Origin of the sequence: Massilia sp. H6, assembly GCF_024802625.1 — a bacterium.
GTDB lineage: Bacteria > Pseudomonadota > Gammaproteobacteria > Burkholderiales > Burkholderiaceae_D > Telluria.
On record NZ_CP103371.1, the window covers coordinates 3,380,849 to 3,406,097 of the forward strand.

The following is a 25,249-nucleotide window of genomic DNA, read 5'->3' on the forward strand; positions in this document are numbered from 1 at the left end:
AACTGAAATTAATTGCATGTTGACCCTCAAGTTCTTGCCGCAAAGCACGTTACCAGCAACAACAGCGGTGTGATCGCCACGGAACAGCGTGGCGCACCAAAGTGAACAGGGCAAGGCAGCCCACCCCTAGAAAGACCCAGTCTGGAGAAACACCATGGCATCCGTAATCAATACCAACGTCGCATCCCTGAACTCGCAGCGTAACCTGTCGACCTCGAGCGCCTCCCTGAACACCTCGATCCAGCGCCTGTCGTCGGGCCTGCGCATCAACAGCGCCAAGGACGACGCTGCCGGTCTGGCCATTTCGGACCGCATGAGCTCGCAGATCCGCGGCATGAACCAGGCAACCCGCAATGCGAACGACGGCGTGTCGATGGCCCAGACGGCCGAAGGCGCCCTGTCGAGCTCGGGCGACATCCTGCAACGTGTCCGCGAACTGGCAGTCCAGTCGTCGAACTCGTCGAACTCGGCCAGCGACCGCAAAGCCCTGCAGACCGAAGTCACCCAGCTGACCTCGGAACTGAACCGTATCGCCAACACCACTGAATTCAACGGCCAAAAGCTGCTGGACGGCTCGATGGGCACCGCGAACTTCCAGGTTGGCGCCAATGCTGGCCAGCTGATTTCGATGACCGGCGCAAACTTCAGCACCTCGACCTACGGCAACAACCGCCTCGACGCCAGCGCAGTCCAGGCCGGCACCGCGGCAACCAATGGGGTCACTACCGGCGCCATGGCGATTAATGGTTCGGAAGGTTCGAAAACCATCACCGTGGTCGAGGGCGCCTCCGCCAAAACGACAGCAGCAGCAATCAACAATGCCAGCGGCGAAACCGGCGTCACCGCAACCGCCAAGACCGAATCCCTGGTGAAGGGCACTGCAAACAAGTCGTTCTCATTCGAGCTGACTTCGGATAACAGCACTGCAGTCACGGTCTCGTTCTCGGTTGGCAACACCGATGCGAACGGCTATGCCGCTGCCATCAGCGCCTTCAACGCCCAATCTGCCAAGACTGGCGTTACCGCATCGTACGATGCGGATAACAACGGCCTGAAGCTGACCAACGCCGACGGCAACGACATCAAGCTGAAGAACACCTCGGCCGATGCCGGTTCAGTTGCAACCATGGGAACCTATGACTCAGCCGGCGCAGCACTCGCTACTCCAGCTGCAACGAACGGCGCAAACGGTGCCACCGCCGTCGGCCGTCTGGTGCTGGACTCGGAGAAGAGCTTCTCGGTGGTTGACGCCAGCGGCTTCAACCTCGATGGCGGCAGCTCCACCGGTTCGTCGGCCCTGAAGTCGGTCGCCAACCTCGACGTCAGCACCTTCGACGGCGCCCAGTTGGCCATCAAGGTTGCCGATGCTGCCCTGGGCGCGGTCAACGGCCAGCGTGCCCAGTACGGCGCACTGCAGTCGCGCTTCGAATCGGCAATTTCGAACCTGGCGTCGACCACCGAGAACCTGTCGGCATCGCGCAGCCGCATCGTCGACACCGACTTCGCTTCGGAAACCGCAAAGCTGACCCGCGGCCAGATCCTGCAGCAGGCTGGTACCTCGATGCTGGCCCAGGCCAACTCGCTGCCGAACGGTGTCCTGTCGCTGCTGCGTGGATAATTATCGACGGACTAACTAGTTCATCCGTGCTGTAAAACGGTTCCTCGGCTGAAGAAATTCAGCCGAGGAATTTTTGCTAGGGAAGTCACATGAACATCCAATCTCTTGGTGCACCCGTGGCGTCGCGGCTGGATGAGCGCACGCTCCCGGCACTCGAACAGAAAACCCCGCAGCCAGCCATCGCGGCGAAGTCCGCCGAGGCCGTGGAAGCTGCCGAGTCCATGCGCGAGAAGCCATCGCGCGAACAGGTCGACCTTGCCGTGCGCAAGATTAACGAGGGCATGAAAGCAACTTTGCAAAGCCTCGAATTCGCGATCGACGACGACAGCAAGGAAATCGTGGTCAAGATCATCGACCAGGGGACCCGCGAAGTGGTACGCCAGATCCCGTCGGTCGAAGCGCTCGAGATCGCCAGGTCGATCGACAAGATGCGCGGCCTGCTGATCAGCCAGACCGCCTGAACCGGCTTTATCGGGATCACCCTGCCGGCGCGCGCACCCTTTGGGGTGGCGCGCTGCGCATTCGCGCCTGCCGCAGTCCACCGCTCGGCCAAATGATGTCTTCCTGCCATCGCTCATTTTAACTATTTGAATTGGGATACCTTTCCCGCTCTTAAGTCCGGTTTGCTTCTGCCGATAATGACTTACATTATCGCTTTCACGGGAGAAACAAAGTGGGCATCAGTTCATCCGGCATCGGCTCAGGCCTGGACGTCAGCGGCATCATCGGCAAGCTGATGCAGGCCGAAGCAGCCCCGCTCGCCAGTTTCGACAAGAAGGCGGCTGTGCTGCAGACGCGCATTGGCGCGCTCGGCAAGGTCAGCGCCGCGGTCGGCAGCTTCCAGGGCGCCCTCACCTCGCTCAATTCTCCTGCAACCTTCAACGCCCTGAACACCAGTTCGGCGAACAAGGAAGTGCTCGCGGCCAGTGCCGGCACCGGCGCCGTCCCGGGCAAATACAACATCAGCGTGTCGCAGCTGGCCTCGGCCCAGAGCCTGAGCACGGCCGGCCGCGCAAGCATGAGCGCCATCATCGGCACGGCCGCCAAGACTACCCTCACTTTCCAGTTCGGCAGCATCGGCGGCGGCAGCTTCGGCGTGGCCGGCACCGCCCTTGGCGCGTCGACCACCAACGGCGGCATCAGCAACGGTTCGCTGTCGGTCAATGGCACCGTCATCACCACCAGCGCGGCGACCCGCAGTGCCGCCCAACTGGCCGAGGCAATCAATGCCAAGAGCGAGACCACGGGCGTGACTGCCAAGGCCGGCGCCGCCACCAGCGCGGCCAACCTGTTTGCCAGTTTCGGCCCGGTCACGACCGCCGCCAGCGCCAGCTATACGCTGTCGGTCGGCGGCGTGTCGATCGCCAGCCAGGCCGGCACCGGCGCCACGCTCGACGCCGCGGGGGTCGACGATGCGCTCGCTGGCGGCACTGTCAGCGCGGCGCTGGCCGCTGCCAATATCACATTTACAGGCAGCGCCGCTGCAGGCGACCTGCAGTTCACGGCAGCCGATGGTTCCAACCTGACCGTGCTGGAAGCGATCGGCGGCAGCGGCAGCGTTACCGGCGGCATTGGCGGGGCGGGCGTCGACAACACCGGCTCGAGCGTGACGACGACCGCGGGCGTCACCTTGAATTCGCGCGATGGCAACCAGATCATGGTGGGCGGCACCAACCCGGCCGCTGCCGGCTTGGTGGCGGGGAGCGCCGGCAGCTACCTGGACGGCGCGGCGTTTGCCCAGGATGGCGCGCAGTCCAGCGGCACCGTGACGCTCGAGGCCGGCGAGCAGTCGCTGCAGGGCATGCGCGACGCCATCAACAAGGCCAATATCGGCGTGACCGCCACCATCGTCTCGGATGGCGGCGACAATCCCTATCACCTGGTGCTGACCTCGAACAAGACTGGCGCCAAGTCGTCGATGAAGATAGGCGTCGATGGCGCCGACGGCGGAGCACCGAACGCGGCTATCGCCGCCTTGCTCGGTCACGATCCCGGCGGCGTCCAGGGTCTGACCCAGACCAGCGCGGCCCAGGACACCCTGCTCAACATGAACGGAATCGATATCCGCAGCAGCGGCACCACCGTCACCGATGCGGTGCAGGGCGTCTCGCTCGACATTACCGGCATCGGCAGCACCAGCCTGAACGTGACCCGCGACACCGCGGCGGCGTCCACCGCCGTGAACAACTTCGTCAAGGCGTATAACGAGCTCAACAAGACGATATCGGGCCTGACCGGCTACAACGCGGAAACCAAAACGGCAGGTGCATTGCAGGGCGACTCGTCGGTGCGCTCGATCCAGAGCCAGCTGCGGCGCCAGCTCGGCGGCGCGGTCGAGGGCTTGGGCGGCAAGCTGACCACGCTCGGCCAGGTTGGCATCACGTTCCAGAAAGACGGCAGCCTGGCGGTCGATTCAAGCAAGCTGAACAAAGCGATCAACGACAACTACGCCGAAATCGGCGGCCTGTTCGCAGCCGTGGGCAGCGCCACCGACGGCATGGTCAAGTTCGACAAGTCGACCGGCGCGACCAAGCCGGGCAGCTATGGCGTGAACATCACCAGCCTGGCCACCCAGGGCACGCTGACCGGCGCCGCCGCGCTGGCAGGTCCCACCACGATCGCCCCGAACACGACCTGGCGCATCACGTTGAACCAGACCGATCCGGTCAGCGAAAACAAAACCCAGGACATCGCGCTGGCGGCCGGCACCTATACCGATGCGCAGCTGGTGGCGATGCTGCGCGCGGCGGTCAATGGCAATACTGTCTTTGCCGGCGCCGGCGACACCGTCGAGACCAAGGTCGACGACAACGGACGCATCTCGATTTCGTCGAGCAAGTACGGCTCGACCTCGAACCTGGCAGTTGCCAGCCTCAGCGGCAGCGACCCGGGCATCGTGTTCGGCAGCGCCACGCCCGAGGTCGGCAAGGACATCGAAGGCACCATCGGCGGCGTCGCCGCCACCGGCAACGGCCAGGCCTTGACGGCTGCGGCCGGCTCGCCAGCCGACGGCATCCAGCTCTCGATCACCGGCGGCCTGGTTGGCGAACGCGGCACCGTGAATTTCTCCAAGGGTTTTGCGTTCGAGCTGACCAACCTTGCCACCGGCTTCGTCGGCAAGGACAGCCTGCTCTCTGGCAAGACCGATGGACTGAACATTTCGCTCAAGTCGATCGCGACCGCGCGTAACCAATTCAGTGCGCGCCTGGAAACCATTGAAAAACGTTACCGGGCCCAGTTCACCGCGCTCGACTCGGCGCTGATGTCGATGCAGTCGACCTCGGCCTATCTGACCCAGCAGCTCGCCACGCTCTCGGCGAACTCACGCTCATAACACCGTATCCGGAGAATCAACATGTTTGGAACCATGCAACGCGGCGTTGGCGCCTATGCGAAAGTCGGTCTCGAGACCGGCGTCGCGTCGGCGTCGCCGCACAAGCTGATCGTGATGCTGTACGACGGCGCCCTGGTGTCGATCCTGAGCGGCATCAGCAACATGAAGACCGGAAACGTCGCCGCCAAGGGCGCCGCCATTTCAAAGGCCATCAACATCATCGACAACGGCCTGCGCGCCGCGCTCGACAAGAAGGTGGGCGGCGAGATCGCCCAGAACCTCGACGCCCTATACGAATACATCAGCGCGCGCCTGCTCAAGGCCAACCTGACCAACGATCCGGCGATCCTGGAAGAAGTCCATGCGCTGCTGGCCGACCTGCGCGACGCCTGGAACGCGATCGATCCGCTGGCCGCCCAGAACCTGCCGGGCGCCGCCCCCGCGCCGCTGCGCGCACCGACCATGATGAGTGCCTGAACCATGCAACCGATGACCAGCGAAGATATCGTCGACACCTACGAGACCATGGCGGTGATCACCGACCAGATGCTGCGCGCCGCCAATGACAACGACTGGGACCGCCTGGCCCAGCTCGAGCAGCAATGCGCGCTGCACGTGCGCCAGCTCAAAGCCCACGAGCCGCAGCCGCTGGCCGGTGCCGAACGGGTCAAGAAAGTCGACGCGATCCGCCGCATGCTCGCTGCCGACCGCCAGATCCGCGAACTGAGCGCGCCGTGGATGGCGCGCCTGTCGGCACTGATCAGCAACACCACGACCGAACGCCGGGTCGCCCGCGCCTACGGCGTGTGACGCCGCACGGCCTGTTGTAGCGCATGCAGCCGCGCGACCTTGTTTCCGCCGTCGTGCGCACCAGCCCGGTCGTCGCGACCGAGCAGCTGGGCAATCCGCGCGAGCATGCCTTTGCACGCGCCCTTGCCCCGCAACTGGGCAAGGCACTCCATGGCGAAGTGCTGGCCCGGATGAGCGACGGCAGTTTCGTGGTCAAGGTCGCGAATGTCGCCGCCCGCATGCAGTTGCCGGCTGGCACCCAGGTCGGTGCCGACGTGCCGCTGACGCTGGTGTCGGTGCATCCGCGCCCCACTTTCCAGGTCGGCGCGGGCAGCGGCGCCACCGCGCTGTTTTCCGAAGCTGGCCTGCCGCTGCCGGAAGGCGCCGACCCATCCAAAGCCCCGCTCGCCATGCGCGAAGGCGGCGCCGCTGCTGGCGTCGGGCGTACCAGCGCTTTGCTGCAGGCTGCGGCAGCTGGTGCCGGCGCCGGCGCCCTGCCCGGCGAAATGCAAGCCAACGACACCACCCTGAGCCAGGCCGGCAAGACCATCGGCGGGGTGCTGGGCGCCGCGCTCAAGGCCGAGACCCCGATGACCTCGGTGGTGGGCCGCGTCCCGCTGGTGGCGACGCAGGGGGCCGATGCCATCAGCATTGCCAGGGGCCTGGAACAGGCGGTCGGCAAGAGCGGCCTGTTCTACGAATCGCACGTGGCCGAATGGGCGCAAGGCGCGCGCGCCATCGCCGAACTGCAGTCCGAACCGCAGCAGCAGCTGGCGCGCGACGGCGTGCGCCAATTGCCCCTCGATCCATCTACCGCCCAGTTCATCAACCTGCAGCTGAGCACCCAGGAACAGGCCCAGCTCACCTGGCAGGGCAACCTGTGGCCGGGCCAGCCGATGCAGCTGGAAGTGGCACGCGACACCCGGGAAGGCCACCAAGGCGCCGACGAGGCCGACACGCCCTGGCATGGCCGCCTGCGCCTGCGGTTCCCGCAACTGGGCGAGCTCGACGCGCGCCTGACGCTCACCGGCGGGCGCCTGCAGGTACAGTTCGCGGCCGGCAGCGAGGCAAGCGCCGAGGTCTTGCGGCGCCACATGGGGAGCCTGGCCGGCGCGCTCGATGCGGCCGGCACCGAGCTGGCCGGTTTCGAGGTGCGCGCTGGCGGGCTCGAGGCGGCGCCCGGCCCCGCCAGCGCTACGCAAGAGCCGGCCGGATGAGCGGCGGCGGCAACAAGGGGCGCCAGAACGCCGTCGCGATTGCCTATGGCAGCGGCGACGCCGCGCCAAGGGTGGTGGCCAAGGGCCAGGGCCTGGTGGCCGAGCAGATCATGCGCCGCGCCAATGAGGCCGGGGTGTTCGTGCACGAATCGAAAGAGCTGGTCCAGCTGCTGATGGGGGTGGATCTCGATCGCGAGATCCCTCCCGCGCTGTATCGGGCAATTGCGGAACTGTTGGCATGGCTATATCATATTGAGTCGGTGCAAACGCCTGGGGCAGAAAAAGCGCCTCCGCCGGACCCGACGCCCCACCTCAATCTGGACGACGCGTCGAACGCTGGTATCAGTAAAGAATGATCGCAGAGAATGATCGCAATGAATAATCAGGAACTCGAAGACTGGCACGACTACCAGGTCGAGTCGCGCCGTGAAATCGTGGCGCTGCTGCGCCAGATCGGCGAGAAGCGCCAGCTGATCCGGATGCTGGTCAAGGGCGAGGCCGATGTCTGCGTCACCAGCATTCTCGAGGTCGATCCCGACACTAATACCATGGTGCTCGACCGCTCGATCGAGCCAGCGCAGAACGAGCGTATCCTCGCGGCCGGAAAGGTGCGCTGCGAAACCTCGCTCGACAAGATCCGTATCCTGTTCAACGCAGGTGAACTGCGTCCCTGCCAGTTCGAGGGCCAGCCGGCGCTGCGCGCCGACATTGCTCCAAGCCTGATCCGCCTGCAGCGCCGCGAGTGCTACCGGATGGAGACGCCGGTATCGAATCCGGTGCGCGCCATCATCCCGCTGGCGCCCAAGATGGTCGCCGACACCGGCGTGAGCAGCGGTGTGTTTCCGCTGCACGACATCAGTTGCGGCGGCATCGCCATCCTCGACAACAAGCTCCAGCTCGGCACCACGATCGGGCAGGCTTTCCCCAACAGCCGCATCGAGTTGCCCGAGATCGGTCCGGTAACGGTCACGCTGCAGCTGCGCAACTCGCTCGAGGTGAGCATGCTCAACAACAAGAGCCATCAGCGCCTCGGCATGCAATTTGTCGATCTCTCGCGCGGCGGCATGGCGGCAGTGCAACGCTACATCACCAAGCTCGAACGCGAACGCAATGCCCGCCTGGCGGGGCTGGCCTGAACCTGCGCTGAACGGGACAATTTTTACCATTTGGCAAAAAAGTTGGGTGCCAATCAGTTAACAAACTGCATGGCAAACGCGCTACACTTGAGGTGTCACGACATGCTGGTGCCCCGATGCCGCCGCGCGCTTCCACTGCCGATTATTTCTTCACCGCGTTTGCCGACTCGTCGGTGGGCATGGCCCTGGTTGACTTAAAAGGCAACTGGATCGAGGGCAGTCCGGCCCTACGCTGGCGTCGTTGGCCGCCTCGCAATGGGCGCCAGCATCGGCGTGGCGCACTACCTGCAGGACAACACGTCCGACACCTTGCTCTCGCGCGCCTTCTTGCGCGATGGGGAATGTGTGGTGAGCAGCTGAGCATGCTCAGGCGGACCGGGTGAACGCATTTCTGCCCGACGGTCCCCCGACGCAACAGGACGCATGCGATATACTTGCTTGACCATGCGCCTGACTTCTTTCACCGATTACACCTTGCGGACCCTGCTCCACCTTGGCGGCAATCCGGGCCGGCTCGTCACCATCCAGGAGATCGCGGACCTGCACACCATCTCCAGGAACCACCTGATGAAAGTGGTGCACGAGCTGGGCCGTAACGGCGTTATCGAGACCGTGCGCGGGCGCAACGGTGGCTTTCGCTTGGCACACCCTCCCGAAGACATCAACATCGGCGCCGTGGTCCGCCAGAGCGAGAGCGATTTCTACATGGCCGAATGCTTCGACCCGAATGGCAACGTGTGCGCCCTGGTCAAGGGCTGCAGCCTCAGGGGCGTGCTGACCAATGCCACCGCCGCCTATCTTGCCGAACTCGACCGCCACACCCTGGCGATGCTGTTGCCGGAACCGGCGCCGCGCGACGCCGGCATCCCGATCAGTTTTCAGCGCAACGAGGCGCAGGCAGACCAGGCTGCCTGACGCGCAACGCCGGCAGAGCGTATTGTCAAGCGCTCACGCCAGCGCTTCCTTGGCGGCCTCCTCGGGCGTGAGTCCATCGTAGAACTGGTCGGTGAACCACTCGACCTGTTCTTCGATATGGTCCTGCGCCTGCTTCATGGTCGCGCCGCCGGCAACCAAAAAGCCTTCTACCTCGATACACCACTGGATCAGTGCCAGTGTCTCTTCGTCCAGCTCTTCTTTCTTTGCCATGTCGTTCTCCTTCGCTGCGGCATCATGGGCCAACCCGACGGGCTGGCCTTGTGCTGATTTTACCGTAGCAGATAGCTGGCACCGCTTGCAGGTGCGCGTTCCCCTGGAAGCCTGCCTCGCCCGCGAACTGCTACCATGTCTGCTCAGACATTGCCATACTGGCGTGCTCGCCGACTTGCCAAGCGGCCGCCTGCCCTGTCGACCTTGCCCACCCCGCCTGCCTATTAGGATTTCCATGCGCCTCGCTTCATTCATCCGGGAAAACCTCGAGACCATCTTGCAGGAGTGGGAAGATTTCGCCGGCACCCTCAGTCCGCTCAGCAATGCCAACACGCACAAGCTGCGTGACCATGCCAAGGAAATGCTGGGCGTGATCTGCATCGATCTCGAAACCTTCCAGGCAGCCCAGCAGAGCATCGACAAGTCGCGCGGCATGGTGCCGGATGGCGCGGGCCTGACGGCGGCCCAGTCGCATGCGGCCGATCGCCTGAACTCGGGATTTTCCATCGAAGAGCTGATGGCCGAATACCGGGCCATGCGCGCGAGCGTATTACGGCTTTGGCAAGCCAAGGTAAAGAAAGCCAATGAATTCGACTTGCAGGACATGGTGCGGTTCAACGAAGCGATCGACCAGTCGCTTACGGAATCGATTGCGCGCTATTCGGACCTGAACCGCGAATCGCAGAACGTGTTCATGGCGATCCTTGGGCACGATGTCCGCAACCCGCTGGGGGCGATCAGCATGGGCAGCCAGTTGCTGCTGCAAGACGACCACCTGGCGGGCAGGCACGTGCGGGTCGCGCGGCAGATCCGGCGCAGCGTCGACCGGGTCAACGACATCGTCTCGGACCTGCTGGATTTTTCGGTCACCCACCTCGGCGGCGGCATTCCCGTCACGCTGCAGCCCTTGAATTTCGCAGTCGAGTGCACCGAGATCGTGGACGAACTGCGGATGTTTCATGCGCAAGCCGACATCCGGCTCGAGCTCGAAGGCGACCTGCAGGTGAGCTGGGATCGCGCGCGCATCAGCCAGGCGCTGTCCAACCTGGTGACCAATGCTGTCCATCACGGCACGCCGCGCGCCAGCATCTGGGTATCGGCCAGCGCCCAGGGCAACGACATCGTCTGGTCGATCCAGAACGAAGGCGAAACCATCTCCGCCGACGAGCTGCGCTTCATGTTCGACCCGGCCAAGCGGTTCACCGTGCGCACCGCCGAGCACCAGAACGTGCGCGGCAACCTGGGCCTGGGCCTGTATATCACCCAGGCCATCGTCGAAGCGCACCAGGGCACGATTCGGGTCAGCTCGACCGCTGAAGAAGGAACCGTATTTACCGTATCGCTGCCGCGCCGTCCACCCGTCTAGCCGCGACCAGTCGATTGTGCGCTCTGTTCGGCTCCGTACAGAGCTGCCGGGCAGACGCGCGCACACTCAATCGACTCGCTTTCAAGGCAACGGCGCGCCTGCCAGCCTTTCCCTCACTGCCCGCCCGATAATGCGGCCAGCGCAACTCTCCCACTCTCAGGAAAAATCACTATGTCGTTTAACCACGCAATCGTCTGGCTCGACCAGGCCGAAGCCCATGTCATTCATTTCAGCCGTAACGACGCCGAGTCCGAAGTCATCAAGACCACCTCGCAGCACAAAAAAGATGGCGTCACCGGCAACAACCGCGCCGTCGAACCGACCGGCTATCTCGATGAGATCGCCACCGCCCTGCTGCCGTCGAAGGAAATCCTGATCGTCGGCCCGGGCCAGGAAAAACTCCTGTTCATCAAGCACCTGAACAAGCACCATGCCGAGATTGCCGACAAGGTAGTGAGCGTGGAAACGGTTGACCATCCGAGCGATGCCCAGTTGCTCGAATACGCGCGCACCTATTTCGCCAAAGAAGACATGAGCACCTGATTGCAGCCTGCGTGCAATTGAAAGCGGCCCCATCTGAACTGCCCCCAAATAGTTGGACACCAACTTTTGGGGTTCAGTTCAATCGGGGCCGCTTTGCGTGGCGCAGGCTGGCGCGGTTACACCTGCATGTTCATGATGTCATGATAAGCCGACACCAGTTTGTTGCGCACTTGCACCGTGCTCTGGAAAGCGATGCTCGACTTTTGCATGGCGATCATGGTGTCGGACAGACTGACGGTATCATCGCCCATCGCAAAGCGCTGGCCCAGCGCCGCCGAATGCTTCTGGGTGTCGCTCACCCCTTGCAGCGTGTTCTTGAGCGCGTCGGCGAAATCGAGTTTCGCCACTGCGGGCTTGGCACCCAGATCGCCCAGTGCCGCGGGCGCGAGCGGGCTGGCCGCCGGCTTGGACGCCGCAGCCTTCAATTGTTCCATCATCGCCTGGATCCGCCCAGGATCGATCCCGCCAATGCCGCCAATACTCATGGTGTTCTCCTGCTGCTCGGATGCAAGCGCTGTAGTCAGGCTTACACAATACCAGTCCCGCACCCGCGCCCTCGCTCGAAGAAGCGGGCTTTCCTCCCCCTGTTTCGGGGTTTGAATGTTGCTCTATGGCTTCATAATGCGTTCAATCCCTCGATCCCGGACACCAACCCACCATGGCAGCAGTTGCTGAAGACTTGAACGACCCCCAGGCCGCAGATCAGCGCGCGTCTTTTTTCCAGAGCACCATGGGGCGCCGCGTCGCCCTGGGCGGCGGCATCGCGCTGGTGCTCGCCGTCATGGTGGCGCTGTGGATGTGGAGCCAGGCGCCGGATTATCGCGTGCTGTTCTCGAACTACAGCGACCGCGACGGCGGCGCAATCACCGCCTCGCTCGACCAGATGGGCGTGCCCTACAAGTTTTCCGAAGGCGGCAGCGCGATCCTGGTCCCGGCCGAGCAGATCCATGACCTGCGCCTGAAGCTGGCCGCGCAAGGCTTGCCCAAAGGCGGCAATGTCGGCTTCGAGCTGATGGAAAATCAAAAGCTGGGGGTCTCCCAGTTCCTGGAACAGGTCAACTACCAGCGCTCGCTCGAGGGCGAACTGGCGCGCTCGATCCAGTCGCTCGGTTCGGTCGGCGCGGCGCGCGTTCACCTGGCGCTGCCGAAGCCCTCGGTCTTCGTGCGCGACCAGCAAAAACCGACCGCCTCGGTACTGCTCAACCTGCAGCCGGGCCGCGCGCTCGATCCGGGCCAGGTCAGCGCCATCGTCCACCTGGTGGCCTCGAGCGTGCCGGAACTGACGGTCGGCAGCGTTACCGTGGTCGACCAGAACGGCAATTTGCTGTCGGATACGTCGAACAAGGCCCCCGGCGCCAAGGGCCTGGACGCCACCCAGCTCAAGTATGTCGAGCAGGTGCAGCAGAACATCATCAAGCAGGTCGAATCGATCATCGCGCCGCTGGTAGGCAAGGGCAATGTACGCGCCGAAGCCACCGCCGAAGTCGATTTCGCCCAGGTCGACACCGCCGCCGAGATCTACAAGCCGAATTCGCCGCCGGAGCCGCAGGCGATCCGCAGCCAGCAGACTTCCGAGTCAAGCCAGTCCGGTCCGGGCGCCTCGGGTATCCCGGGCGCGCTGACCAACCAGCCGCCGGGCGTGGCCACCGCGCCGATCGACCCCCAGGCTCCGAACGGCGCCGCTCCCGCCGCCACCGGCCCGACCCGCCGCGACGCCACCACCAACTACGAAGTCGACAAGACCATTCGCTACGAACAGCGGCCCATGGGCGGCATCAAGCGCCTGACGGTGGGCGTGGTGGTGAACTACCGCCGCACGGTGGACCCGAAGACCGGCAAGGTCATCGTGCGTCCGCTGGCCGCGGCCGAGGTGGCCCAGATTAACGAACTGGTCAAGCAGGCGATGGGTTATTCGCAAGTGCGCGGCGACACCCTGAATGTCACCAATGCGCCATTCGACGGCGTCGACCGCCCCGACGACACCGCCCTGCAACTGGACTGGTGGCGTGACCCGGCCAACCTGCCGCTGGCCAGGGAGATCGGCAAATACCTGCTGCTGTTCGCCGTGCTCGGTTTCCTGTATTACCGTATCCTGCTACCGTTGATGCGCCCGGCAATCAAGAAGTTCGATGAAGCCACCGCGCCACCGCCAGAACCGGAACCGGTCAGCGAAGAGCAGGCCGAAGCCCAGGCCGACGTGGTCGAAGAAGAGCTGGAAGAGCAGGAAGTGGAACGCCAGAACCAGGGTTACCGGGCGAACCTGTTAATGGCACAGGAACTGGCGCGCAAGGATCCGCGCATCGTGGCTAACGTCGTAAAGGCATGGTTGGGTACAAATGAGTGACAAGGATAAAGAAGGCATCCAGCAGGCAGCGATCCTGATGCTGGCCCTGGGCGAAGCCGAAGCTGCCGAAGTGATGCGATTCCTCGGCCCGCGCGAAGTGCTGAAGCTGGGCGGCGCGATGGCGCAGATGAAGGCCGTGCAGCACGGCGAAGTGGTCAAGGTGCTGGAAGCGTTTGTGGTGGAGACCAACCTGCATTCGACCGTCGGCCTGGACTCGGACGAGTACATCCGCCAGGTGCTGACCAAGGCGCTGGGCGACGACAAGGCCGCCGTGCTGCTCAACCGCATCCTGGGCGGCAAGGATGCATCGGGCATCGAAAGCCTGAAGTGGATGGACTCGCCGTCGGTGGCCGAACTGATCCGCAACGAGCACCCGCAGATCATCGCCACCATCCTGGTCCACCTCGAGCGCGACCAGGCGTGCGAGATCCTGGCAAACTTCACCGACCGCCTGCGCAACGACGTGGTCCTGCGTATCGCCACGCTCGACGGCGTGCAGCCGGCCGCCCTGCGCGAGCTTAACGACGTGCTGACCAAGCTGCTCTCGGGCAACGAGAACATCAAGAAGTCGTCGCTCGGCGGCGTGCGTACCGCTGCCGAGATCCTCAACTTCATGAGCGGCGAGCAGGAGTCGTCCGTCATGGACAACATCAAGAACTACGACAACGACATGGCGCAGAAGATCATGGACGAAATGTTCGTGTTCGATAACATCATCGACATCGATGACCGTGGCATCCAGCTGCTGCTGCGCGAAGTGCAGTCCGAAATGCTCATCATTGCGCTGAAAGGCGCCTCGCAAGACCTGCGCGAGAAGATCTTCAAGAACATGTCGCAGCGTGCCGGCGAAATGATGCGCGAAGACCTCGACTCGAAAGGGCCGGTGCGCCTGTCCGAAGTCGAATCCCAGCAAAAACAGATCCTGCAGATCGTGCGCCGGCTGGCGGACGAAGGCCAGATCGTGCTGGGCGGCAAGGGTGAGGATTCCTTCGTCTGATGATTCCAAAGGAACAGCAAAGCGCTTACCAGCGCTGGGAAATGACCTCGTTCGGCGACGAACGCCCGAGCACGGTCGCGCGCCGCGCGGCGATGGCGCCGCCGGCCGCTCCCGTGGCAACGGCGGCGGGCGTCGACAGCGGCGAGATTGTCCACAACGTGCCGATGCCCACCGCCGAAGAACTCGAAGCGATCCGCGAGAACGCCCGCACCGAGGGCTATGCCGAAGGCCTGCAAGAGGGCCGCGCCGCCGGCCACGCCGAGGGCTATGCCGACGGTGCCAGTGCCGGCCAGATCGAAGCAGGTGCCGAACTGGAGCATTTGCGCACGATCGCCGCGACCTTCAGCGATGCCGTGGCGCAGGCCGACGAGACCATTGCCCACGACGTCATGGAACTGGCGCTGCACCTGGCGCGCGCCATGGTGCGCACCGCACTCGACGTGCGTCCCGAACTGATCCTGCCGGTGGTGCAGGAAGCGATCGGCTATTTGCCGGTGCTGGCCCAGCCAGCCGTGCTCACGCTCCACCCCCTCGACGCGGAGCTGGTGCGCGGCGCCATGGGCCAGGTACTGATCAAGGATGGCTGGCGCATCGCCGAAGATGTCGGCATGGCACGCGGCGGCTGCAAGGTCGACACGGCCAGCAACCAGATCGATGCGCAGGCCGCGGCGCGATGGGCGCGCCTGACCCATTCGTTGCAGAGCAATGTCGACTGGTTGTCATAGCGTATGACGGCCGACCGCCACACCGCCCGCTGGAAAGCCTTTATCAGGGACTGCGATTCGCTGGTCGGCTTCGCCGAACCGATGCAGGCCTCGGGCCGCATTACGCGCGTGGCCGGGCTGGTGATGGAATGCGTGGGCCTGAAGCTGGCCGTGGGCAGCGCCTGCACCATCCCGATGCCGAACGGAACCCGGATCGAGGCCGAGGTGGTCGGCTTCGAGAGCGATCGCCTGTTCCTGATGCCGCAGAGCGATGTCGAGGGCGTGGTGCCGGGTGCGCGCGTCTATCCGGTGGAATCGGCCCTGCCCAAGCCAGGCAGCGTGCAGCACCCGCGGCGGCGCCCCAGCGACCGCACGCGCCACCTGCCGGTGGGTGTGCAATTGCTGGGCCGGGTGGTGGACGGCGCCGGCCGCCCGCTCGATGGCAAGGGACCGCTCAGCAACGACGAAGTAGGCCCGCTCAATGCGCGCCCGATCAATCCGCTCGACCGCGCCCCGATCACCGAGACGCTGGACGTGGGCGTGCGCGCGATCAATGCCATGCTGACGGTCGGGCGAGGCCAGCGCCTGGGCCTGTTTGCCGGTACCGGCGTCGGCAAATCGGTCTTGCTGGGCATGATCGCGCGCTATACCACCGCCGACGTGATCGTGGTGGGCCTGATCGGCGAACGTGGCCGCGAGGTCAAGGAATTCATCGAGCAGATCCTGGGGCCGGAGGGCCGCGCCCGCTCGGCCGTGGTGGCCGCGCCGGCCGACTCCCCGCCCCTGCTGCGCCTGCAGGGCGCGGCCTATGCTACCGCCATTGCCGAGCATTTCCGCGACCAGGGCAAGAGTGTCTTGCTGATCATGGATTCACTGACCCGCTATGCGATGGCGCAGCGCGAGATCGCCCTTGCCATCGGCGAGCCGCCGGCCACCAAGGGCTATCCGCCTTCGGTATTTGCCAAGCTGCCGGTGCTGGTGGAACGCGCCGGCAACGGCCTCGAGGGCGGCGGCTCGATCACCGCCTTTTATACCGTGCTGTCCGAGGGCGACGACCAGCAAGATCCGATCGCCGATGCCGCGCGCGGCATCCTGGACGGTCACATCGTGCTCAACCGCCAGCTGGCCGAAGCCGGCCACTACCCGGCGATCGATATCGAACAGTCGATCTCGCGCGCCATGCACGGCATTACCAGTCACGAGCACCAGCTGGCCGCGCGCAAGCTCAAGCAGCTGTACTCGCGCTTCCAGCGTTCGCGCGACCTGATCAGCGTCGGCGCCTATGCCGCCGGCAGCGATCCGGTGCTCGACCAGGCGATCGCCAAGAACGACCAGATCGAACACTTCCTGTGCCAGGAGATGCATGACAACGCCGGCATGCTCGAGAGCTTGGGGCAATTGACCTCTCTATTCTCAGGATAGAAAAATGCCGCGCGGCACTATACTGGGGCATTGATTGTGAATCCCCATGGCCCAAGCATCCGCCCTCGACACCCTGATCGACCTTGCGCAGCGCGACTCCGACGCGATTGCCAAGCGTCTCGGTGCGGCCCTGAAGGCGGTCGAAGAAGGCGAGCAGAAGCTGGTGATGCTCGACGGCTACCGCGACGAATACGTGCGCAAGCTCGACAGCGCCCAGATGGCCGGCATCACTCCGTTTTCTTACCAGAACTTCGTGGCCTTCATCGGCAAGCTCGATAATGCGATACAAGGCCAGCGCGAAGTGATCAAGCATGCGCGCTTCAAGGCCGATGGCGAGAAGAAGGCCTGGCAGGAAAGCGAGCGCAAGCGATTGTCTTACCGCACCCTGAACGAACGCGCGGCCGCCGAGGCGCTGGCCATCGAGAACAAGCGCGACCAGAAACTCATGGACGACCACGCTGCCCGTGGCGCCCGCTACAAACAACGCTGAATCCAAGCTGATCCGAGGCTGACAAGCACCATGACGATGCAGACGACCCCCTTCCCGTTCCAGGCTTCCGGCGCCAATGCGCTGCAGCAGGCACCCCAGCGCAACGCGGCCGCCGGCGTGCAGGCGCCCGACCCGGGCCAGTTCCGCTCGACGTTGTCGCGCGAGATGGCCCAGCGCCAGCCTGCTCCGGTCGTGAGCGCCAGCCCACCGCCGGCGCAGTCGCCGGACCCGGCCAGGAAGCCGGTTGCCGCCAGCAAACCAACGCCTGACAAGGCCGTGGTGGCGGGCCCGAAAGCGCCCGCGCGCGAGCCCGCACGGCAGAAAGAAGCGGCATCCGAGTCCGGTGCGGCCGCCGCGGTCGCCGAAGGCGCGCAGGATTCCGCAGATGCTGCTCAATCCGCTACTGCCGCGGCCGAGGCCGCGACCACGCCGGTCACCGACATGCTCGCCTTCATGGCCAGCCTGATGCAGCCGGCCCCGGCCGCCCCGGCCACCCCGGTCCCTGGCGAGGCGCATGCCGCCGCGGGCGCCGACGTCCAGCTTGCCGCGCTCCAGCGCGCAGCTGCGCCGCTCGACACGGACGCCGCCAGTGCAAGCCTGGCCGGCGCCACCGAAGGCGACCCAGGCGCTTCGCTGGTCTCCGGCGTGCAGCCAGCAGCCGACGACGCGGCCGGCCTGCGTTCGCTGCCGCAGGGCCAGCAGCCAGCTGTCCAGGCCGATCCGAAAGCGCTGCCGGGCGAGCGCCAGGCCGGCCTGCCGCTGGCAGCGGCAATCGAGGCGCCGCCTGCTCCCCTGACCCAGTTGCAGGCCCAGGCCAGCAGGCTCGATGCGCTGGCGCCGGCCGGCGTGCCGGGCGACCGCATCCCGGCCCGGGTCGGCACCCCGGCCTGGGACAACCAGGTCAGCCAGCGCATCGTGTACATGGTCGGCAAGGAACAGGCCGCCACGCTAACGCTCAACCCGCCAGACCTCGGGCCGGTACAGGTGGTGCTGAACGTAAGCAACGAAGGAACCAGCGTGGCGTTCTCGTCGGGCGAGATGGAAGTGCGCCAGGCCCTGGAACATGCGCTTCCGCGCCTGCGCGAGATGATGAGCGAGAGCGGTATCACGCTGGGCAACGCAACCGTGGATGCGGGCACCGGGCAACAGCGCCACGCGCAGGATGGCGAGCGCCGCGCCAATGGCAGCGGCCGTGCCGGCCTTGACAATCACGACGGCGCGCCAGGCCTTGATGACGACCTTGCCCGCCCCGCGACGCGTACCGTGATGCTGGGCGACAGCGGGCTGGTAGATACGTTCGCATAAGCAACAATTGCCGGGATTGCCGCCCCTTATCCCCTCTTTTCGGGGCTTGGCGCCCTAGTCTTCCCGACGATAATGCCATAATGACGCACCCGTTCTGGCGCACTATTTTTTGAGCATTATTCTTTTAAGCAGTAAAGACGCATCTTGAAAGCGAATCCGACAATGAAGGCCGACCCGAAAGCAGACGCAGCGGTAGTAGTTCCGGCCGGCTCCAAGAAAAAGCTGGTCATGATCGTTGTGGCAGCCGTGTTGCTGCTCGGCGGCGGCGGTGCCGCGGGCTGGTATTTCTTGAGCGCCGGCGACGAACCCGGCACCCAGGAGAGCGCCAAGGACGCCAAGAAAAAGAAGAAGAAAGACTCCGGAGCCAAGCCCGAGTACGTCCCGGTGGAAGCCTTCACCGTCAACCTGCAGCCGGAAAACGGCGAGCAATACCTGCAGGTACAGTTCACGCTGCAGGTCGATGGCGCCGAACAAGGCACCCTGATCAAGGACAACATGGCGATCGTACGCAACCGCGTACTCCTGCTCCTGTCCGGCAAGAAGGCATCGGAAATCAGCAGCGTCGCGGGCAAGCAGCAGCTCGCCGCCGAGATCCAGGCCATCATTCGCGAGCCCTTCCAGAAAGAAGGCGACGAGCAAGAGGTAACGGACGTACTGTTTACCTCGTTTATCATCCAGTAGGCTTGACCTCACATGGCCGATAATTTCCTCTCCCAGGAAGAAGTCGATGCCCTCCTCAAGGGGGTCAACGGCGACCAGGACGACATCGCGGCGCCTGAAGATACCTCGGGGGTACGCACCTATAACCTGGCCACGCAGGAGCGGATCGTGCGCGGCCGCATGCCGACGCTCGAGATCATCAACGAGCGTTTCGCCAGGTATTTGCGGGTTGGCCTGTTCAACTTCTTGCGCCGTAGCGCCGAGGTGTCGGTCGGCTCGGTGCGGGTCTCGAAATACAGCGAGTTCATCCGCAACCTGGTGGTGCCGACCAACCTGAACCTGATCCACATGAAGCCGCTGCGCGGCACGGCGCTGATGGTGTTCGACCCGGGCCTGGTGTTCCTGCTGGTGGACAATTTGTTCGGCGGCGACGGCCGCTTCCACACCCGCGTGGAAGGCCGCGATTTTACCCAGACCGAGCAGCGCATCATCCTGCGCATCCTGGACATCGTGTTCGAAGCCTATGGCAAGTCGTGGGAACCGGTGTTCCCGGTCGAATTCGAGTACATCCGTTCCGAGATGAATACCCAGTTCGCCAATATCGCGACCCCGAACGAGGTCGTGGTGTCGTGCACCTTTACCATCGAACTCGGTTCGGTGTCGGGCCAGATTCACTTCTGCATGCCCTATTCGATGATCGAGCCGATCCGCGATGCGCTGACCTCGAGCCTGCAGGGCGAAGCACTGGAAGTCGACAAGCGCTGGGTACGCCTGATGACGCAGCAGATCCAGGTCGCGGAAATCGAGCTGGTCGCCATACTGGGCGAAGGCCGCGCCAATTTCGACGAAATCCTGAACATGAAGATCGGCGACGTCATCCCGATCACCGTGCCGGAAACCCTGCAGGCGACCGTCGACGGGGTGCCGGTGATGGACTGCTCGTATGGCGTGTTCAACGGCCAGTACGCGCTCAAGGTCGAGAAACTGCTGGCCAACAGCGACAGCTTCAATAAATAAACCCAGTAATTTCTGCCATCGGTGATGGCTGCAATTAATAACACCAAGCAATGAATTGGCCCAGCATGGCCGCACAGGAGAGCATCAATGTCTGATACCCAGGACGACCAGGACGGCCTCGACGATTGGGGCGCGGCGATTGCCGAGCAGGCCGCGGCCGAAGCGGCGGCGCTTGAGCGCCAGCAGCAGGAGGCAGCAGCCGCACCAGCGGCGGCCGTATTCAAGGATTTCTCGAACAAGGGCACCCGCAACGAAACGCCCAACGACATCGACTTCATCCTCGATATTCCGGTGCAGCTGACGGTGGAACTGGGCCGCACCAAGATCGCGATCAAGAACCTGCTACAGCTGGCCCAGGGCTCGGTAGTCGAGCTCGACGGTCTGGCCGGCGAGCCGATGGACGTGCTGGTCAATGGCTGCCTGATCGCCCAGGGCGAGGTGGTCGTCGTGAACGACAAGTTCGGTATCCGTCTCACTGATATTATTACGCCATCGGAACGGATCAGAAAACTGAATAAATGAGCTCGCGCAAGGTCGCACATCGCAATCTAGGTTCACGTGTGGCGCTGCTGATGCTGCCCTTGGCAGCCTGCGCCGCGCCGCCCGTGGCCGACCAGGCGCCGATGGCACAGCAACAGGTGTCCACGCCTGCGCTGCCAAGCGCCGAGCCGCCGGCCCAGGCCATCCCGGACACGCCTGCGGCCGCCGCAGTTACCCAGGCCGTGCCGCGCGGCGGCGCCACCACGGCGGGGCGCCCGGTCACGCCCGCGCGCCCTGCCCCGTCAAACCCGGTCTCAACGCCGCTGCAGGCGCCCGGCGCCGCCTCGGGCACCGCGCTCGAGCCGCCCCCTGCGGCCCAGGCGCCTGCCGCGGCGCCTGCCGCCACCTCCCCGGCCCAGGCCGAGCGTCCGCCGCAAGTGGTCATGCCGGGCTCGGCCACACCGGGCGCGGGCAGCCTGCTGCAGACCATCCTGGCGCTGGTGCTGGTGCTTGCGCTGCTGCTCGGCCTGGCCTGGGTCATGAAGCGCTTCGGCCCGCGCGGCATGGGCACCAGCGCGAATCTGCGGCTGGTGGGCGCGCTCAATATTGGCGGGCGTGAACGGATCATGGTGGTCGAAGTGGGCAACCAGTGGATCGTGGTGGGCGCCTCGCCCGGCCGCGTGAACGCGCTGGCCACCATGCCGCGCCAGGAAGGCGCGCCCGGACAGGACGCGCAGCTGGCCGCGCAGGGTTCGACCGCGGCGCCATCTGCCGCCAGCTTCGGCGAGTGGCTTAAGAACACGATCGACAAACGTAATGCGAAATAAACAACTCCTGCTGTGGCTGGGATTGGCCGCCCTGGCCCTGCTGCCGCTGGCCGCCTTCGCTCAGTCCGGCATCCCGGCCTTTACCTCGCGCCCGGCCCCGGGCGGCGGCACCACCTTCACGCTGCCGGTCCAGACGCTGATCCTGATGACGGCGCTGACCTTCCTGCCGGCGGCGCTGCTGATGATGACCGCGTTTACCCGCATCATCATCGTGCTGTCGCTGCTGCGCCAGGCACTCGGCACGCAAACCGCGCCGCCGAACCAGGTAATGGTGGGGCTGGCGCTGTTTCTGACCTTGTTCGTGATGGGCCCGACGTTCGACCGTATCTACACCGAGGCTTACCTGCCACTGCAGGAAAACCGGATGGAGATGGGCGAGGCGCTCGACCGCGGCGTGGTGCCGCTCAAGGAATTCATGATCAAGCAGACCCGCCAGTCCGACCTGGCCCTGTTCGTCAAGATCTCGCGCTCGCCCGCCCTGCAGGGCCCGGAAGACATCCCGCTGCGCGTGTTGATCCCGGCCTTCGTCACCAGCGAACTCAAGACCGCGTTCCAGATCGGCTTCGCGATCTTCATCCCCTTTTTGATCATCGACATGGTGGTGGCCTCGGTACTGATGGCGATGGGTATGATGATGATGTCGCCGGCGGTGATCTCGCTGCCGTTCAAGCTGATGCTGTTCGTGCTGGTCGACGGCTGGCAATTGCTGCTGGGCTCGCTGTCCCAGAGTTTCTACTAGGAGGCCTGGCATGACGCCCGAAACAGTCATGACGATGGGCCGCAACGCCATGGAAGTGACGCTGATGGTGTCCGCTCCGTTGCTGCTGGTGGCACTGATCATCGGCCTGATCGTCAGTATCTTCCAGGCCGCCACCCAGATCAACGAAGCGACGCTGTCTTTCATCCCCAAGCTGGTCGGCATCTTTGTCGCGCTGGTGGTGGCCGGCCCCTGGATGCTGTCGGTCATGCTCGACTACATGCGCCAGGTATTCACCGGCATTCCCGGCATGGTCGGCTAAGGGAAGACCGGGCCGATGCTGAGCCTTACCACGGGCGAAATGAACGCCTGGATCGCTGGCTTTCTGTGGCCGCTCACGCGCATCCTCGGACTGGTGGCCGCGGCGCCGCTGTTTGGCAATGCCGGCGTGCCGATGTCGATCAAGGCCGCGCTCGGCGTACTGCTGGCCGCCGTCATCGCGCCCACCATCGCCGACGTCCCTGCCGTGGACCCGGGCTCATGGGCCGGCATCCTGATTTTGGTAAAGGAACTGCTCATCGGTGCGGCGATGGGGTTTGCGATGCGCATCGTGTTCGCGGCCATCGAATACGCCGGCGAAGTAGCCAGCATGACCATGGGCCTGGGTTTCGCCACGTTCTTCGACCCGAATTCGCGCGGCCGCTCGGCGGCGGTCGCCCAGTTCCTGGCGCTGGTCGCGACCATGGCCTTCCTGGCCGTGAACGCCCACCTGGTCCTGCTGGCCGCGCTGGCCGAAAGTTTCGTGACCATGCCGATTTCAACCACGCCGTTCTCGGGTAACGCGCCCCTGGAAATAGCGCGCTGGGGCGGCCTGATTTTTTCCAGCGGCCTGCAGCTGTCGCTGCCCATCATCGCCGCGCTGCTGGTCACCAACGTCGCCCTTGGCATCCTGACACGCGCGGCGCCGCAGCTCAATATCTTCGGCATCGGCTTTCCGGTCACGCTGGGCGTGGGTTTCCTGACCCTGAGCCTGCTCATGCCCTATCTCGGCACGCCGATCGTCAACCTGTTCAACCAGGGTATCGAAGCCGGGCGCGCGGTGCCGCGCGCTGCGGCGCCGCAGCCGGGGCCGGGGCCGGTGGCACCGGTGGCCGCGAGCACGGTTCCGGGCTAAGCTTGCGAAAAGAAATGCGATCGCTTTCCTGTATCATCCGCTCCTTGAAAACGAAAGCCGCGCATGCTCATCATCACCATCAAACAGGGCAAGGAAAAAGCCCTACTTTCAGGCGACCCATGGATCTATATCTCGGCCATCGACAAGGTCGAGGGTAAGCCCTCGGAACGCAACAAGCCGGGTGCCACGGCGATCGTGCAGTCGTCGGCGCGCCAATTCCTGGCGCGCGCCGCGTATAACGCCAAGTCGCAGATCGCCGCCCGCGTCTGGACCCTGCGCGAGGACGAACCGGTCGACCACGCCATGATCAAGCGGCGCGTACAGGCCGCTGTCGGGCGGCGCGCGGTGGCGCTCGACATCGCCGATCCGCAGGCGCTGGTGTTGCTGGTCGATGGAGAAAAGGATGGCTTGCCGGGCTTGCTGGTGCATAGCTATGGCGGCGCCGCGGGCTACCTGGTGTGCCAGTTCAATGCGGGCGGGGTCGACCAGTGGAAGGTGCCGGTCGTGCAGGCGCTGCTGAAAGCTACCGCTTGCGCCAACGTGTACGAGCGCTGCGACCCGTTGGTGCGCAAGAGCGAAGGCCTGCCGGTGACGCCGGGCGCGCTGGCGGGCGACGAGCCGCCGAGCAAGCTGATGGTGCGCGTAGAAAACCGGCTGGTGCCGATGGATATCCGCACCGGCTTTACCTATCCGCGCTAAACGCTGTAGACAAGCCGCCAGTAACCCCCAGGCCTCGGCCTACAGGTAGTTAAACAGCGACATTCCCGACATCGTCTTGAACGACATCTGCGCCGCCTGCAGCGTCAACTGGTGCTGGGAGAAGTCGGAGATGGCCTTGACCATGTCCAGGTCTTGCAGATCCGACAGCGTCGCCGTGTACTGGATATCGAGGTCGTCGCCGGCGCCGTCGAGGTAATCGAGTTCTTTCATGTGCGCGCCAATCGAGGCATGCACGGTCAGCACGTTGTCGTGCGCCTGCTGCAGGTTGTCGAGCGCGGTGCTCAGACGGTTGGTCAGCGCCGCCTTGCCGCCGGAGCCGTCGCTGGGCGCGCGCAGCGCAGCGACCAGGTCGCTCACGGTCTTGAACACGGACTGCTTCTGGCTCGGTTCCACGGTGAAGCTGTCGCCGTTGGCCGGCACACCCTTGATATCGAAACTCAGGCCGCCGAAGGTAATCGCCTTGCCCTCCTGGTAGGGCTGGGTGGTCATGCCCGGCACCGCGACCTCGGTGCCGGTGCTGGTGTCGACCACGCTGTAGGTGGTCACGGCCGGTGTGCCGCTGACCTCGAAGCTCAGTTTATAGTCGCGGCCAGCCTCGGCCAGATTGCGGTCGACCACCGAGCCGGACGAAATCACGGCCGCGCCGGTATTGGTGCTGGCCGCCTGGGTCTGGAAGGTGCCGTTGCCGGTCCGGTTGTTCTCGAAGATGGCGCTGCCCGAGGCCGACATCGGCATGCGGCGCGAGGCCGCCACCTGCAGCTGGCGCTGGCCCTGGTCGCCCTGGTAATCGGCGCCGCCAGGGGTCGGCGTGAAAGGCTGGGTGGTCGCCATATAGCCCGAGAACAGGTAGCCGCCGGCGCCGTCGGTCGAATTGGCCACGCCCAGCAGGTCGGCCAGGCGTCCGTCGAGCTCGGTGGCGAGCAGCTCGCGGTCTTTTGGCAGCATGCTGGCATTACCGGCTTTGACGGCCAGTTCCTGGATGTCCTGCAGCAGGTTGCCGGCATTTTGCAGCGTGCCTTCCACGGTGATCAGCGACGAACGTGCGCTGGCGCGGTTGGTTGCGAACTGGGCATTCATTTCCTTCGACTGGCTCACTTCGAGCGCGCGCGCCGAGGCCACCGGATCGTCGGCCGGGGTCAGGATGCGGCGCTGGGTCGACAACTGCGTCTGGGTCCGCGCCAGCGCGTTCTGCAGCGTATTGAGCTGGCTGGTCGCGTTGCTGTAGATCGAAAGGGTACTGATGCGCATGGTGTCCTCGTCCTG

The 25,249-nt window shown here is 64.7% G+C and carries 28 protein-coding genes; 25 read left to right on the plus strand and 3 right to left on the minus strand.

Going from position 1 to position 25,249, the window contains the following annotated elements:
• Window positions 1-154: 154 nt before the first annotated feature.
• The 9 genes from NRS07_RS15170 (at window position 155) to NRS07_RS15210 (ending at window position 9,009) form a co-directional block, all read left to right on the plus strand.
• Window positions 155-1,618, plus strand: coding sequence for a flagellin (locus NRS07_RS15170; RefSeq protein ID WP_259208377.1), 1,464 nt, complete (start codon window positions 155-157; stop codon window positions 1,616-1,618).
• Window positions 1,619-1,707: 89 nt separating this feature from the next.
• On the plus strand, window positions 1,708-2,079 hold the full coding sequence (locus tag NRS07_RS15175) for a flagellar protein FlaG (protein ID WP_259208379.1): 372 nt from the start codon (window positions 1,708-1,710) through the stop codon (window positions 2,077-2,079).
• 212 nt (window positions 2,080-2,291) lie between these two features.
• Window positions 2,292-4,952 (plus strand): flagellar filament capping protein FliD, encoded by a 2,661-nt coding sequence (gene fliD, locus NRS07_RS15180; protein WP_259208380.1) that lies wholly within the window; start codon window positions 2,292-2,294, stop codon window positions 4,950-4,952.
• A gap of 21 nt (window positions 4,953-4,973) precedes the next feature.
• A complete protein-coding gene (gene fliS, locus NRS07_RS15185) occupies window positions 4,974-5,429 on the plus strand; it encodes a flagellar export chaperone FliS (RefSeq protein WP_259208382.1) in 456 nt (151 codons plus the stop codon).
• Window positions 5,430-5,432: 3 nt separating this feature from the next.
• On the plus strand, window positions 5,433-5,762 hold the full coding sequence (locus NRS07_RS15190; RefSeq protein WP_259208384.1) for a flagellar protein FliT: 330 nt from the start codon (window positions 5,433-5,435) through the stop codon (window positions 5,760-5,762).
• A gap of 23 nt (window positions 5,763-5,785) precedes the next feature.
• The gene (locus NRS07_RS15195; RefSeq protein WP_259208386.1) at window positions 5,786-6,958 is read left to right on the plus strand and encodes a flagellar hook-length control protein FliK; all 1,173 of its coding nucleotides are present in this window, start codon (window positions 5,786-5,788) and stop codon (window positions 6,956-6,958) included.
• The gene (locus NRS07_RS15200) at window positions 6,955-7,314 is read left to right on the plus strand and encodes an EscU/YscU/HrcU family type III secretion system export apparatus switch protein (RefSeq protein ID WP_259208388.1); all 360 of its coding nucleotides are present in this window, start codon (window positions 6,955-6,957) and stop codon (window positions 7,312-7,314) included. Before NRS07_RS15195 ends, NRS07_RS15200 begins: the two co-directional genes overlap by 4 nt.
• 18 nt (window positions 7,315-7,332) lie before the next feature.
• Window positions 7,333-8,094, plus strand: coding sequence for a flagellar brake protein (locus NRS07_RS15205; RefSeq protein WP_259208389.1), 762 nt, complete (start codon window positions 7,333-7,335; stop codon window positions 8,092-8,094).
• A gap of 444 nt (window positions 8,095-8,538) precedes the next feature.
• The gene (locus NRS07_RS15210) at window positions 8,539-9,009 is read left to right on the plus strand and encodes an Rrf2 family transcriptional regulator (protein ID WP_259208391.1); all 471 of its coding nucleotides are present in this window, start codon (window positions 8,539-8,541) and stop codon (window positions 9,007-9,009) included.
• 33 nt (window positions 9,010-9,042) lie between these two features.
• Here NRS07_RS15210 and NRS07_RS15215 read toward each other — a convergent pair whose 3' ends face one another.
• Window positions 9,043-9,240: a hypothetical protein gene (locus NRS07_RS15215; RefSeq protein ID WP_259208392.1), complete on the minus strand. Its 198-nt coding sequence runs from the start codon at window positions 9,238-9,240 to the stop codon at window positions 9,043-9,045.
• 235 nt (window positions 9,241-9,475) lie between these two features.
• On the opposite strand from NRS07_RS15215, the gene NRS07_RS15220 reads away from it, so the two are divergent.
• Window positions 9,476-10,606: a sensor histidine kinase KdpD gene (locus NRS07_RS15220; RefSeq protein WP_259208393.1), complete on the plus strand. Its 1,131-nt coding sequence runs from the start codon at window positions 9,476-9,478 to the stop codon at window positions 10,604-10,606.
• A gap of 171 nt (window positions 10,607-10,777) precedes the next feature.
• Window positions 10,778-11,149, plus strand: a complete 372-nt coding sequence (locus NRS07_RS15225; protein ID WP_259208394.1) for a translational machinery protein — start codon at window positions 10,778-10,780, stop codon at window positions 11,147-11,149.
• A gap of 116 nt (window positions 11,150-11,265) precedes the next feature.
• On the opposite strand, the gene fliE is transcribed toward NRS07_RS15225, so the two are convergent.
• Complete coding sequence (fliE, locus tag NRS07_RS15230; protein ID WP_259208399.1) at window positions 11,266-11,634, minus strand: flagellar hook-basal body complex protein FliE; 369 nt, start codon at window positions 11,632-11,634, stop codon at window positions 11,266-11,268.
• A gap of 173 nt (window positions 11,635-11,807) precedes the next feature.
• Between fliE and fliF the strand changes: the two genes are divergently transcribed.
• The 14 genes from fliF to NRS07_RS15300 all read left to right on the plus strand — a co-directional run bounded on the left by fliF (window position 11,808) and on the right by NRS07_RS15300 (window position 23,965).
• On the plus strand, window positions 11,808-13,493 hold the full coding sequence (gene fliF, locus NRS07_RS15235; RefSeq protein ID WP_259208401.1) for a flagellar basal-body MS-ring/collar protein FliF: 1,686 nt from the start codon (window positions 11,808-11,810) through the stop codon (window positions 13,491-13,493).
• On the plus strand, window positions 13,486-14,490 hold the full coding sequence (gene fliG, locus NRS07_RS15240) for a flagellar motor switch protein FliG (protein ID WP_259208403.1): 1,005 nt from the start codon (window positions 13,486-13,488) through the stop codon (window positions 14,488-14,490). Before fliF ends, fliG begins: the two co-directional genes overlap by 8 nt.
• A complete protein-coding gene (locus tag NRS07_RS15245; RefSeq protein ID WP_259208404.1) occupies window positions 14,490-15,215 on the plus strand; it encodes a flagellar assembly protein FliH in 726 nt (241 codons plus the stop codon). Before fliG ends, NRS07_RS15245 begins: the two co-directional genes overlap by 1 nt.
• A gap of 3 nt (window positions 15,216-15,218) precedes the next feature.
• Window positions 15,219-16,616, plus strand: coding sequence for a flagellar protein export ATPase FliI (gene fliI, locus NRS07_RS15250; RefSeq protein WP_259208406.1), 1,398 nt, complete (start codon window positions 15,219-15,221; stop codon window positions 16,614-16,616).
• Window positions 16,617-16,662: 46 nt separating this feature from the next.
• Window positions 16,663-17,106, plus strand: a complete 444-nt coding sequence (gene fliJ, locus NRS07_RS15255; RefSeq protein WP_259208407.1) for a flagellar export protein FliJ — start codon at window positions 16,663-16,665, stop codon at window positions 17,104-17,106.
• A 30-nt stretch (window positions 17,107-17,136) separates the two neighbouring features.
• The gene (locus tag NRS07_RS15260; RefSeq protein WP_259208409.1) at window positions 17,137-18,411 is read left to right on the plus strand and encodes a flagellar hook-length control protein FliK; all 1,275 of its coding nucleotides are present in this window, start codon (window positions 17,137-17,139) and stop codon (window positions 18,409-18,411) included.
• Between the two features lie 162 nt (window positions 18,412-18,573).
• Window positions 18,574-19,092, plus strand: coding sequence for a flagellar basal body-associated protein FliL (fliL, locus tag NRS07_RS15265; protein ID WP_259213274.1), 519 nt, complete (start codon window positions 18,574-18,576; stop codon window positions 19,090-19,092).
• 12 nt (window positions 19,093-19,104) lie between these two features.
• Complete coding sequence (fliM, locus tag NRS07_RS15270) at window positions 19,105-20,088, plus strand: flagellar motor switch protein FliM (RefSeq protein ID WP_259208410.1); 984 nt, start codon at window positions 19,105-19,107, stop codon at window positions 20,086-20,088.
• Between the two features lie 87 nt (window positions 20,089-20,175).
• Window positions 20,176-20,610 carry a flagellar motor switch protein FliN gene (gene fliN, locus NRS07_RS15275; protein WP_259208414.1) on the plus strand — a complete coding sequence of 145 codons (435 nt, stop codon included), beginning with the start codon at window positions 20,176-20,178 and terminating at the stop codon, window positions 20,608-20,610.
• Window positions 20,607-21,395 carry a flagellar biosynthetic protein FliO gene (gene fliO / locus NRS07_RS15280; protein ID WP_259208416.1) on the plus strand — a complete coding sequence of 263 codons (789 nt, stop codon included), beginning with the start codon at window positions 20,607-20,609 and terminating at the stop codon, window positions 21,393-21,395. Before fliN ends, fliO begins: the two co-directional genes overlap by 4 nt.
• Complete coding sequence (fliP, locus tag NRS07_RS15285) at window positions 21,385-22,134, plus strand: flagellar type III secretion system pore protein FliP (protein ID WP_259208417.1); 750 nt, start codon at window positions 21,385-21,387, stop codon at window positions 22,132-22,134. The genes fliO and fliP overlap by 11 nt, the downstream gene beginning before the upstream one ends.
• Before the next feature lie 10 nt (window positions 22,135-22,144).
• The gene (gene fliQ, locus NRS07_RS15290; protein WP_259208418.1) at window positions 22,145-22,414 is read left to right on the plus strand and encodes a flagellar biosynthesis protein FliQ; all 270 of its coding nucleotides are present in this window, start codon (window positions 22,145-22,147) and stop codon (window positions 22,412-22,414) included.
• A 15-nt stretch (window positions 22,415-22,429) separates the two neighbouring features.
• Entirely contained in the window at window positions 22,430-23,266 is an 837-nt protein-coding gene (gene fliR / locus NRS07_RS15295; protein WP_259208420.1) for a flagellar biosynthetic protein FliR, read from the plus strand.
• Window positions 23,267-23,329: 63 nt separating this feature from the next.
• Window positions 23,330-23,965: an SAM-dependent methyltransferase gene (locus NRS07_RS15300; RefSeq protein WP_259208421.1), complete on the plus strand. Its 636-nt coding sequence runs from the start codon at window positions 23,330-23,332 to the stop codon at window positions 23,963-23,965.
• Between the two features lie 39 nt (window positions 23,966-24,004).
• Here NRS07_RS15300 and flgL read toward each other — a convergent pair whose 3' ends face one another.
• Window positions 24,005-25,234 (minus strand): flagellar hook-associated protein FlgL, encoded by a 1,230-nt coding sequence (flgL, locus tag NRS07_RS15305; protein ID WP_259208423.1) that lies wholly within the window; start codon window positions 25,232-25,234, stop codon window positions 24,005-24,007.
• Window positions 25,235-25,249 lie beyond the last annotated feature (15 nt).